Origin of the sequence: Hydrogenophaga sp., from assembly GCF_051007235.1 — a bacterium.
In the GTDB taxonomy this organism is placed as follows: domain Bacteria; phylum Pseudomonadota; class Gammaproteobacteria; order Burkholderiales; family Burkholderiaceae_C; genus Hydrogenophaga.
In genome coordinates this window covers 1-10153 of record NZ_JBPCSJ010000387.1, presented here as the reverse complement: position 1 = coordinate 10153, position 10153 = coordinate 1, and the positions used below count along the sequence as shown (strand labels likewise).

Here is a 10153-nt window from a genome sequence, read left to right as displayed (position 1 = left end):
CGGGCCAGGTGGGCGATGTAGTCGGCCGGGTGGTAGTAGCTGATGTACTGCAGCGCGGCGGCAACCGACTCGATGAGGTCGTTCTGGCGGATCAGGGTGGTCATGTGGGGCTCCGTGTTGATGTGCGTGGGGTGTCGGGTGGTGCGGTCAGTGGTCAGCGACCTCGGCGACCGGGTGCATGATGCGGTCGGCCAGCGCGATGGCCAGTGCGCTGAGCAGGAAGACGAAGTGGATCACCGTCTGCCAGATCAGCACCTTCTCGTCGTAGTTGGCGGCGTTGATGAAAGTCTTGAGCAGGTGGATCGAGCTGATGCCGATGATGGCCGTGGCCAGCTTGACCTTGAGCACCGACGCGTTGACGTGGCTGAGCCACTCGGGCTGGTCGGGGTGGCTTTCCAGGTGCATGCGGCTGACGAAGGTTTCGTAGCCACCGACGATGACCATGATCAGCAGGTTGCTGATCATGACCACGTCGATCAGGGCCAGCACCACCAGCATGATGATGGTTTCGTTCAGGTGCGTGATGGCCTCGTAGCCGATGACTTTTCCGTCGGGGCCGAGAATGGCCGCCGCTTGGTAGCCGCTGCTCTTGACCAGCGTGGCCAGTGCCGTCTGGCTGCCGAACGCGGCTTCGATCAGGTGCACCAGCTCCACCCAGAACTGGAACACGTACACAGCCTGTGCGCCGATCAGCCCGATGTACAGCGGCAACTGCAGCCAGCGGCTGGCGAAGATCAGGTTGGGCAGGGCACGCGTGGTGCCCGGTGTCTTGGCGGCTTGGCTCATGTTGAACGTGTTCAGGCGCGGTGCGCAGAGGGTGTCGAAAGAGGTCGCACCACAAGGGCACGCAACCCGGAATTGTAGGAGCCTCCATCCCCTGCCGGCCCGCCCTCGCCACGAGGGGCGCAGGCGTTGTGTAAGTGGCTCGTAAGAGCGGCTGCGCACAGTCTCGCGGTCCTCATTCCCATTCCCAAAGCAAGGAGACAAGCCATGTCCACACCGTCGTCGGCCATTGAGTCCACCCTGGTCGAGAACCGCGTGTTCGAGCCCAGCGCCGCCACCGTCAAGGCCGCGCGCATCGCCGGCATGGACGCCTACAACGCCCTGTGCGCTGAAGCCGAACAAGACTTCGAAGGGTTCTGGGCCCAGCGTGCCCGTGAGACCCTGACCTGGCACAAGCCCTTCACCAAGGTGCTGGACGAATCCAACAAGCCTTTCTACAAGTGGTTTGAAGACGGCGAGCTGAACGCCTCTTACAACTGCCTGGACCGCCACATGGGCACGCCGGTCGAGAACAAGACCGCCATCATCTTTGAAGCCGACGGCGGCGAAGTGACCAAGGTCACCTACCGCGAACTGCTCAACAAGGTGTCGCAGTTTGCGAATGCTTTGAAGGCACGTGGCGTGAAGAAGGGTGACCGCGTGGTCATCTACATGCCCATGACCATCGAAGGCGTGGTGGCCATGCAGGCCTGTGCCCGCATCGGTGCCACGCACAGCGTGGTGTTCGGCGGCTTCTCGGCCAAGGCGCTGCAGGAGCGCATCCAGGACGCCGGTGCCGTGGCCGTGATCACCGCCAACTACCAGCTGCGTGGTGGCAAGGAACTGCCGCTCAAGGCCATCGTGGACGAAGGCATCGCCATGGGCGGTTGCGAGTGCATCAAGGACGTGATCGTCTTCCAGCGCACACCCACCGCCTGCAACATGGTGGCCGGCCGTGACAGCCTCATGCACGAAGTGATGGCCGGCCAGTCGACCGACTGCCCCTCCGAAATGGTCAGCGCCGAACACCCGCTGTTCGTGCTCTACACCTCCGGCTCGACCGGCAAACCCAAGGGCGTGCAGCACAGCACCGGCGGCTACCTGCTGTGGGCCAACATGACCATGAACTGGACCTTCGACCTGAAGGATTCCGACATCTTCTGGTGCACGGCCGATATCGGCTGGATCACCGGTCACAGCTACGTCGCCTACGGCCCGTTGGCCGCCGGCGCCACGCAGATCGTCTTTGAAGGCGTGCCCACCTACCCGGACGCCGGCCGCTTCTGGCAGATGATCGAGCGCCACAAGTGCACCATCTTCTACACCGCGCCGACCGCGATCCGTTCGCTGATCAAGGCCGCCGAAGCCAACGAGAAGGTGCACCCGGCCCGTTCGGACCTGAGCAGCCTGCGCCTGCTCGGTTCGGTGGGTGAGCCCATCAACCCCGAAGCCTGGATGTGGTACTACAAGCACGTGGGTGGCGAGCGTTGCCCGATCGTGGACACCTTCTGGCAGACCGAAACCGGCGGTCACATGATCACGCCGCTGCCGGGTGCGACGCCGCTGGTGCCGGGCTCCTGCACGTTGCCGCTGCCGGGCATCACCACCGCCATCGTGGACGAAACCGGTAACGACGTGCCCAACGGTTCGGGCGGTATCCTGGTGGTCAAGAAGCCCTGGCCGTCGATGATCCGTACCATCTGGGGCGATCCGGAGCGTTTCAAGAAGAGCTACTTCCCCGACGAACTCAAGGGCTACTACCTGGCTGGCGACGGCGCGGTGCGCAGCGCCGACCGGGGCTACTTCCGCATCACCGGCCGCATCGATGACGTGCTGAACGTTTCCGGCCACCGCATGGGCACGATGGAGATCGAGTCGGCACTGGTCGGCAAGAGCGACCTGGTGGCCGAAGCCGCCGTCGTGGGCCGCCCGGACGACCTGACCGGTGAGGCCATCGTGGCTTTCGTGGTGCTCAAGCGTTCGCGGCCCACCGGCGACGAAGCCAAGGCCATTGCCAAGGAACTGCGCGACTGGGTGGGCAAGGAGATCGGCCCGATCGCCAAGCCCAAGGACATCCGCTTCGGCGACAACCTGCCCAAGACCCGCTCGGGCAAGATCATGCGCCGCCTGCTGCGCTCGATCGCCAAGGGCGAGGCCATCACCCAGGACACCTCGACACTGGAGAACCCGGCTATCCTGGATCAATTGTCTGAAAACAATTGATCAGGGCCCCGCGCATGCGGGGTGTAGCGCGAAGCGCTGCGAGGTTGGGAACCGGGGAGCACTCATATCGCGCAGCGATGTGATGGGCTCACCAGAACCCGGCAATCCTCGATCAATTGTCTGAAAACAACTGATCCCAGGTGCTCCCTCGCCCGTTGCCGACTGGCACCGGGCAACAAAAAACCCGCTGGGCAACCAGCGGGTTTTTTGTTGTGTCTGGCGCGAAGTGGATTACTTCTGGCTCAGCACCCAGGTGGCCAGCTTCTTGGCGTCGGCGGCGTTCACTTGCGTGTTGGCGGGCATGGGGATCGCACCCCAGACACCGGAGCCGCCCTTGACGATCTTTTCGGCCAGCATGTCGGCGGCCTTGGCGTCGCCGGCGTACTTCTTGGCCACGTCCTTGTAGGCCGGGCCGACCAGCTTCTTGTCGACGGCATGGCAGGCCATGCAGTTCTTGCTCTTGGCCAGGGCTTCGTCGGCCATGGCCGGGGCGGAGACAGCGGCCACAGCGGCCATAATCATCAGAGCGCGTTTCATGGATGTTTCCTCGTGGGTGAAAGCGAATATTTCGCTGCCTTAATTTTACCCAGCGCTGGCCGCCGGATACGCGTGCTTACAGTTTCTTGCGGGCTTCATGGGCCCTTTACCGGAGGGTGTGATGTTTTTCCTCGTCGCAGGCGTGGCCCTGTTGCTTCTGAAGTACCTGCAGATCGGTTTCGTGGCCGACTGGTCGTGGTGGTGGGTGCTATCGCCGTTCGCGCTGGCCGTGGTCTGGTGGACATGGGCCGACGCCACGGGTTACACCAAACGCAAGGCCATGGAAAAAATGGACCAGAAAAAGCGCGACCGCATCGAAAAGCAGCGCGAGGCGTTGGGCATCAAACCCAAACGCCGCTGACCTGCCACCCGCGGCCACCGCCTCTGCACAGAGCCCCCTTCGGGCCTGTGGATGTGGCACCGCTGGCCGCTTGGCGCACCCGCTGCGGGATAATCTCCACCCGCTCCCCGCACCTCCACACTGAACGTTTTCACCATGCCCGCTTACCGTTCCAAGACCTCCACCGCCGGCCGCAACATGGCCGGCGCCCGCGCCCTGTGGCGTGCCACTGGCATGAAGGATGGTGATTTCACCAAGCCCATCATCGCCATTGCCAACAGCTTCACGCAGTTCGTGCCCGGCCATGTGCACCTCAAGGATCTGGGCCAGCTGGTGGCGCGCGAGATCGAGGCCGCAGGCGGTGTGGCCAAGGAGTTCAACACCATCGCCGTGGACGACGGTATCGCCATGGGCCACGACGGCATGCTGTATTCGCTGCCCAGCCGCGAGCTGATTGCCGATGCGGTCGAGTACATGGTCAACGCCCACTGCGCTGACGCACTGGTGTGCATTTCCAACTGCGACAAGATCACGCCCGGCATGCTGATGGCAGCGATGCGGCTGAACATTCCGGTGGTGTTCGTCTCGGGTGGCCCCATGGAAGCCGGCAAGGTTCGGCTGGCCAACCCTGACACGCAGAAGATCGAGTTCAAGAAGCTCGACCTGGTGGACGCGATGGTGATGGCCGTGGACGACAAGGTCAGCGAAGCCGATCTGGCCGAAGTGGAACGCTCGGCTTGCCCCACCTGCGGTTCGTGCTCGGGCATGTTCACCGCCAACTCCATGAACTGCCTGGCCGAAGCACTGGGCTTGGCCCTGCCGGGCAACGGCACGGTGCTGGCCACCCATGCCGACCGCGAACAGCTGTTCAAACGCGCCGGCCGCATGGCGGTGGAACTGTGCCAGCGCTATTACGAGCAAGAGGATGCATCGGTGCTGCCGCGCTCCATGGGCTTCAAGGCCTTTGAGAACGCCATCACGCTGGACATCGCCATGGGCGGCTCCACCAACACCATCCTGCACCTGCTGGCCATCGCGCAGGAAGCCGAGATCGACTTCACCATGACCGATATCGACCGCCTCTCGCGCGTCGTACCGCAGCTGTGCAAGGTCGCGCCCAACACCAACAAGTACCACATTGAGGACGTGCACCGCGCCGGCGGCATCATGGCCATCCTGGGTGAACTGGACCGTGCGGGCAAGCTGCACACCGACGTGCCCACCATCCACGCCAAAACGATGAAGGACGCGCTGGACCAGTGGGACATCGCGCGCAACCCGTCGGACGAGGTCAAGACCTTCTACATGGCCGGCCCGGCCGGCATCCCCACCCAGACCCCCTTCAGCCAGGCCACCCGCTGGCCCAGCCTGGACACCGACCGTGCCGAGGGTTGCATCCGCGCTGGCGAACACGCCTTTTCCCAGGAAGGCGGCCTGGCCGTGCTGCGCGGCAACATCGCGCTGGACGGCTGCGTGGTGAAAACCGCGGGTGTGGACGAGTCCATCCTGGTGTTTGAGGGTTCGGCCTACGTGACCGAGTCGCAGGACGAGGCGGTGGCCGACATCCTGGCCGACAAGGTCAAGGCGGGGGACGTGGTGGTGGTGCGCTATGAAGGCCCCAAGGGCGGGCCGGGCATGCAGGAAATGCTTTACCCCACCAGCTATATCAAGTCCAAGGGTCTGGGCAAGGCCTGCGCGCTGCTCACCGATGGGCGTTTCTCCGGTGGCACCTCGGGGTTGTCGATCGGCCACGTCTCGCCCGAGGCCGCCGCCGGTGGCGCGATCGGCCTGGTGCGCCACGGCGACCGCATCCGCATCGACATTCCCCGGCGCAGCATCAACCTGCTGGTCAGCGATGAAGAACTGGTACGGCGTCGGGCCGAGCAGGACGCCAAGGGCTGGAAGCCGGCCCAGCCGCGCGCGCGCAAGGTGTCGGCCGCGCTCAAGGCCTACGCCTTGCTGGCCACGTCGGCCGACAAGGGCGCCGTGCGCAACCTGTCGATGCTCGGCGACTGAGCCTGCCGCGTTGGGCTGACGAACCACGGCCTCTTCGGAGGCCGTTGGTTTTGTGGCATTGGCAAAACCGCAGGCGCGGGCCGGGCAGGGCGCAGCAGGCACAATCGCCGCCATGCTGATGCACCCCCAGATCAATCCCGTCGCCCTGCAACTCGGGCCTCTCGCCATCCACTGGTACGGCCTGACCTACCTCGCGGCCTTCGGCCTGTTTGTGCTGCTCGGTCGCGCGCGCCTGCGCCACGAACCCTTTGCCTCCATCCGCCAGTCGCAGCCCTGGACGGCGCGCGACGTGGAGGACATCCTGTTCCTCGGCGTCATGGGTGTGGTGCTGGGCGGTCGCATCGGCTACTGCCTGTTCTACAAGCCGGCCTATTACTTCAGCCATCCGCTGGAGATCTTTGCGGTCTGGCAGGGCGGCATGAGCTTCCATGGCGGCATGCTGGGTGTGCTGGTGGCCATGGTCTGGTACGCGCGCAGCCGCCAGCGGCCCTGGCTGCAGGTGATGGATTTCGTGGCGCCCTGCGTGCCCACCGGTCTGGCGGCGGGGCGTGTGGGCAACTTCATCAACGGTGAGCTGTGGGGGCGGGTGGCGGACCCATCGCTGCCCTGGGCCATGGTGTTCCGTGGCGCGGGCGACCTGCCGCGCCACCCGTCGCAGGTTTACCAGTTCCTGATGGAGGGTGTGCTGCTGTTCGCGCTGCTGTGGCTGTACGCCCGCAAGCCGCGGGCCACGGGGCAGGTGGGGGCGGCTTTCCTGTTCGGCTACGGCGTGTTCCGCTTCATCGCGGAGTTCTTCCGCGAGCCCGATGCCCACCTGGGCCTGCTGTCGCTGGGCATGAGCATGGGGCAGTGGCTGTGCGTGCCCATGATCCTGGGCGGTGCCGGCCTGTGGTGGTGGTTCGGTCGGCGCTCGGCCTGAAGCCGCTCAAGGCCAGCGCCGGATGCCGGCGTCGCTCGATCTGACGAGATCCACCACGCTGCGAGGGTAAACACGGGTGGCAGCGCGCGTCTTTGTGCTGAAAATTATCTGTAATTACAGGTAATCACAAAGCCGAACCCCATGCGCCTGGTCCTCAACTCCCTGCACGAAGAAGTGGCCGCCCAGTTGCGCGAACGCATCTTCGCCGGTGACCTGGCCCCGGGCAGCTTCGTGGACGAGCCGGCGCTGTGTGCGGCACTGTCGATCTCGCGCACCCCGCTGCGCGAGGCGCTCAAAGTGCTGACGGCCGAGGGTCTGGTGCGCCACGAGCCGCGCCGGGGCTGTTTTGTCAGCCAGATCACCGAACAGGATCTGGATGAGATCTTCCCGGTCATTGCATTGCTGGAAGGGCGCTGCGCCTTCGAGGCCGCGCGCAACGCCACCGATGCCGACCTGGCAGCGCTGGAGCAGCTGCACGAGCGGCTGCAGCGCAGCGCCCAGGCCAAACGCATCACCGAATACTACGAAGCCAACTTCGCCATCCACGAAGCCATCATCGTGCTGGCCAACAACCGCTGGCTGGCGCAGGTGATCGGCGACCTGCGCAAGATCGTCAAGCTGGCGCGCCTGCAACAGCTGCACGCGCCCGGACGGCTGGAGCAGAGCCTGTCGGAACACATGGGGGTGTACGCCGCGCTCAAGGCGCGCGACGCCGAGGGCGCCGAGGCCGCCATGCGCACCCACCTCACCCGCCAGCGCGTGGCGCTGCGCGACCTGGCCCGTCTGCAGACTTCGAGGATCTCGGCATGAACACCCGCGAATGGCTCACCGAACGCGTCGCGCGCCTGCGCACCCCCACACCGGTGGCGGTGCGTTCCACCCAGGACCGGCTCAAGGCCCGGCTGCGCCAGGGCGAGGAGGCCCTGTCGCCGGGGGCGTTGCGCCACAAGCTCGACGAGCTCAAAGCCATCGTCGATCCGCTGGTCAGCGAGGTGGAAGGTGGCCGCCGCGCGGGTGCGCTGATCCGGTGGTACGCCAGCGCCACGCCCGCCCACCGGCGCGACCTGTGGCTGCTCATGAGTGAGCGTTTCGTGGCCGACCCGCAACAGGTGCAGGCGGCGCAGGCCCAGTACCTCAAAGCGGTCGGTACGCCCGACCAGCCCGCAGCCGAGGTGCTGTTCCGCCGCGCCACCGTATCGCCGCGCCGGCGCCTGCTGCAGCGCTTCAGCGCCCACCCGGACGGCATCCCCTTCCTCGTCAACCTGCGGGCCGACATGCAGGCGCAGCTCAAGGCCGACAAACGCCTGCTCGCGCTGGACGTGGAGATGGAGTACATGTTCTCCACCTGGTTCGACGTCGGCTTTCTGGAGCTGCGCCGCATCAGCTGGGACTCGCCAGCGTCGCTGGTGGAGAAGCTCATCAAGTACGAGGCGGTGCACGACATCCGCAGCTGGGACGACGTGAAGAACCGTCTGGACAGCGACCGCCGCTGCTACGGCTTCTTCCATCCCCGTTTGCCCGGCGAGCCGCTGATCTTTGTGGAGGTGGCGCTGATCAACGAGATCGCCGCCAGCATCACGCCGCTGCTGGACGAATCCGCCGCGCCGGCCGATCTGGACCGCGCGACCACGGCCATTTTCTATTCCATCAGCAACACCCAGACCGGTTTGCGCGGCGTGAGCTTCGGCGACTCGCTGATCAAGCGCGTGGTCGAGAGCCTGCACGAAGAGTTTCCGCGCCTCAAGACCTTTGCGACGCTCTCTCCCATACCCGGCCTGCGCGGCTGGCTGAACAAGACCGCGCCGCCCGAGCTGTTGCAAGCCTGGGAGGCCGCACCGGAACTGGCCGAGAAGTCGCCCCCGCGCGTGGCCCTCCAGCAGTGGGCGGCGCGCTACCCGGGCACCGAGCTGCAAGACGGCAAGCCGCTCGACGCGGTGGCGCGGTTTCACCTCGGCAACGGTGCGCGGGTCGAGCGCCTGAACTGGGCGGCCGATCCGTCGGCCAAGGGCTTCAAGCAGTCCTATGGCCTGATGGTGAACTACCTCTACGATCTCAAGCGGCTCGACAAAAACCGGGCCGCGCTCGCGCAAGGCAAGATCCCGATCGCCCCGGCGATCAAGGACCTGCTCCCCTGAAGAAGACCCCTTTCACAACCACAACGGAGACAAAACCCATGCAAGCCAACGGATTCAATCGGCGCGACGTGCTGCGCGCCGCAGCGGCCAGCGCCGCGGTGTACGGCACGGTCGGCCATGCGCAGAGCACCTGGCCCAGCAAGCCGGTCACGATGATCGTGCCGTTCCCGGCCGGCGGCGGCACCGACGCCTTTGCGCGCCCGCTGGCGGCGCAGTTCACCAAACTCAGCGGCAAGGCGCTGGTGATCGACAACCGCGGTGGCGCCGGTGGCACGCTGGGCGCTGGCATCGCGGCCAAGGCCGCACCCGATGGCTACACCCTTTTCATGGGGGCGGTGCACCACACCATCGCGCCCAGCATGTACCCCAAGCTGGACTACGACATCGAGAAGGACCTGGTGCCGCTGATCCTGGTGGCCAGCGTGCCGCAGGTGTTGGTGGTCAACGCCAAGGCCTACGCCAACATGGACTTCAAGGCCTTCCTCGCCAAGGTCAAGGCCAGCCCGGGCAAGCTCAACTACGGCTCGGCCGGCGGCGGCACCTCGCACCACCTGGCCGGCGAGCTGTTCAAGCAGCAGAGCAAGACCTTCATCACCCACATTCCCTACCGCGGCGCCGGCCCGGCACTCAACGACCTGATCGCGGGCAACGTCGACATGATGTTCGACGGTCTGGGCTCGTCGGCGGGTCACATCAAGGGTGGCCGCATCAAGGCGCTGATGGTCTCGGGCACCAAGCGCAGCCCCGCCTTCCCCGATGTGCCCTGCGCCGCCGAGCTGGGCCTGCCCGACTACACCGTGACCACCTGGTACGGCGTGTGGGCACCCAGGGGCACACCGACCGACGCACAGGCCCGCGCCATCGAAGAGATCCGCAAGGCCGTGCAGACCGACGAGGCCAAGGCGGTCTGGGCCGCGCAAGGTGCCGAGTTTCCCAACCTCACCGGCGCGCAGTTCGATGGCTTCATCAAGGCCGAGATCCGCAAATGGGCGCAGGTGGTCAGGGCCTCGGGTGCGAAACTCGACTGATCCGAAGCCTCCTACGTCCTGCCCATGTCTGGTCACATCCGCCTGCACGTCGAAGACGCCATTGCCCGCGTCACCCTGAGCAATCCGGCCAAGTTCAACGCCATGTCCCGCGCGATGTGGCGCGAGTTGCGCCAGGTGTTCAACGAGCTGCAGGCCCGCTGCGACGTGCGCGTGGTGGTGGTGGCGGGCGAGG

Annotated in this window: 10 protein-coding genes; 8 read left to right on the top strand and 2 right to left on the bottom strand. The window is 65.7% G+C overall.

What is annotated here, in order from left to right:
• Positions 1 to 147: 147 nt before the first annotated feature.
• Complete coding sequence (locus ACR2JA_RS13930) at positions 148 to 786, bottom strand: YqhA family protein (protein ID WP_434009680.1); 639 nt, start codon at positions 784 to 786, stop codon at positions 148 to 150.
• 204 nt (positions 787 to 990) lie between these two features.
• Here ACR2JA_RS13930 and acs point away from each other — a divergent pair, with 204 nt between their 5' ends.
• A complete protein-coding gene (gene acs, locus ACR2JA_RS13925) occupies positions 991 to 2985 on the top strand; it encodes an acetate--CoA ligase (protein ID WP_434009679.1) in 1995 nt (664 codons plus the stop codon).
• Between the two features lie 231 nt (positions 2986 to 3216).
• Here the strand turns inward: acs and ACR2JA_RS13920 are convergent, their stop codons facing one another.
• Positions 3217 to 3522 (bottom strand): c-type cytochrome, encoded by a 306-nt coding sequence (locus ACR2JA_RS13920; RefSeq protein ID WP_434009678.1) that lies wholly within the window; start codon positions 3520 to 3522, stop codon positions 3217 to 3219.
• 121 nt (positions 3523 to 3643) lie between these two features.
• Between ACR2JA_RS13920 and ACR2JA_RS13915 the strand changes: the two genes are divergently transcribed.
• The 7 genes from ACR2JA_RS13915 to ACR2JA_RS13885 form a co-directional block, all read left to right on the top strand.
• On the top strand, positions 3644 to 3883 hold the full coding sequence (locus tag ACR2JA_RS13915) for a TIGR04438 family Trp-rich protein (RefSeq protein WP_434009677.1): 240 nt from the start codon (positions 3644 to 3646) through the stop codon (positions 3881 to 3883).
• Positions 3884 to 4018: 135 nt separating this feature from the next.
• Positions 4019 to 5878 carry a dihydroxy-acid dehydratase gene (gene ilvD / locus ACR2JA_RS13910; protein ID WP_434009676.1) on the top strand — a complete coding sequence of 620 codons (1860 nt, stop codon included), beginning with the start codon at positions 4019 to 4021 and terminating at the stop codon, positions 5876 to 5878.
• A gap of 112 nt (positions 5879 to 5990) precedes the next feature.
• On the top strand, positions 5991 to 6797 hold the full coding sequence (gene lgt / locus ACR2JA_RS13905) for a prolipoprotein diacylglyceryl transferase (RefSeq protein WP_434009675.1): 807 nt from the start codon (positions 5991 to 5993) through the stop codon (positions 6795 to 6797).
• Positions 6798 to 6938: 141 nt separating this feature from the next.
• Positions 6939 to 7607: a GntR family transcriptional regulator gene (locus tag ACR2JA_RS13900; protein WP_434009674.1), complete on the top strand. Its 669-nt coding sequence runs from the start codon at positions 6939 to 6941 to the stop codon at positions 7605 to 7607.
• A complete protein-coding gene (locus tag ACR2JA_RS13895) occupies positions 7604 to 8932 on the top strand; it encodes a malonyl-CoA decarboxylase domain-containing protein (RefSeq protein ID WP_434009673.1) in 1329 nt (442 codons plus the stop codon). The genes ACR2JA_RS13900 and ACR2JA_RS13895 overlap by 4 nt, the downstream gene beginning before the upstream one ends.
• 38 nt (positions 8933 to 8970) lie before the next feature.
• Positions 8971 to 9960 carry a Bug family tripartite tricarboxylate transporter substrate binding protein gene (locus ACR2JA_RS13890; protein ID WP_434009672.1) on the top strand — a complete coding sequence of 330 codons (990 nt, stop codon included), beginning with the start codon at positions 8971 to 8973 and terminating at the stop codon, positions 9958 to 9960.
• Positions 9961 to 9984: 24 nt separating this feature from the next.
• A partial coding sequence (locus tag ACR2JA_RS13885) for an enoyl-CoA hydratase/isomerase family protein (protein ID WP_434009681.1) occupies positions 9985 to 10153 on the top strand: 169 nt, incomplete at its 3' end.